Origin of the sequence: Exiguobacterium aurantiacum, assembly GCF_001766415.1 — a bacterium.
Lineage (GTDB): Bacteria > Bacillota > Bacilli > Exiguobacteriales > Exiguobacteriaceae > Exiguobacterium > Exiguobacterium aurantiacum_A.
Window position 1 is genome coordinate 1 of record NZ_MKXO01000021.1, and the last position, 1,308, is coordinate 1,308.

Sequence of the window (1,308 nt, forward strand, 5' to 3'; positions counted from 1 at the left end):
CCTAGTGACCGATAGTGAACCAGTACCGTGAGGGAAAGGTGAAAAGCACCCCGGAAGGGGAGTGAAATAGATCCTGAAACCGTGTGCCTACAAGTAGTCAGAGCCCGTTAACGGGTGATGGCGTGCCTTTTGTAGAATGAACCGGCGAGTTACGATCCCGTGCAAGGTTAAGCAGAAGATGCGGAGCCGCAGCGAAAGCGAGTCTGAATAGGGCGCATGAGTACGTGGTCGTAGACCCGAAACCAGGTGATCTACCCATGTCCAGGGTGAAGTTCAGGTAACACTGAATGGAGGCCCGAACCCACGCACGTTGAAAAGTGCGGGGATGAGGTGTGGGTAGGGGTGAAATGCCAATCGAACCTGGAGATAGCTGGTTCTCTCCGAAATAGCTTTAGGGCTAGCCTCAAGGTAAGAGTCTCGGAGGTAGAGCACTGATTGGACTAGGGGCCCCTACCGGGTTACCGAATTCAGTCAAACTCCGAATGCCGATGACTTATCCTTGGGAGTCAGACTGCGAGTGATAAGATCCGTAGTCGAAAGGGAAACAGCCCAGACCGCCAGCTAAGGTCCCAAAGTATACGTTAAGTGGAAAAGGATGTGGAGTTGCTTAGACAACCAGGATGTTGGCTTAGAAGCAGCCACCATTTAAAGAGTGCGTAATAGCTCACTGGTCGAGTGACTCTGCGCCGAAAATGTACCGGGGCTAAACGTATCACCGAAGCTGCGGACTGTTCTTACGAACAGTGGTAGGAGAGCGTTCTAAGGGCTGTGAAGCCAGACCGGAAGGACTGGTGGAGCGCTTAGAAGTGAGAATGCCGGTATGAGTAGCGAAAGACGGGTGAGAATCCCGTCCACCGAATGCCTAAGGTTTCCTGAGGAAGGCTCGTCCGCTCAGGGTTAGTCGGGACCTAAGCCGAGGCCGAAAGGCGTAGGCGATGGACAACAGGTTGATATTCCTGTACCACCTCCTCACCATTTGAGCAATGGGGGGACGCAGGAGGATAGGGTAAGCGCGGTATTGGATATCCGCGTCCAAGCAGTTAGGCTGGGAAATAGGCAAATCCGTTTCCCGTAAAGGCTGAGCTGTGATGGCGAGCGAAATTTAGTAGCGAAGTTCCTGATTCCACACTGCCAAGAAAAGCCTCTAGCGAGGTGAGAGGTGCCCGTACCGCAAACCGACACAGGTAGGCGAGGAGAGAATCCTAAGGTGATCGAGAGAACTCTCGTTAAGGAACTCGGCAAAATGACCCCGTAACTTCGGGAGAAGGGGTGCTTCTTAGGGTGTTAAAGCCCCGAGAAGCCGCAGTG

Annotated in this window: 1 rRNA gene; it reads left to right on the forward strand. The window is 53.3% G+C overall.

The features are described from left to right. Window positions 1-1,308: ribosomal RNA gene (locus tag BJU60_RS14690) — 23S ribosomal RNA — on the forward strand; the annotation flags it as partial.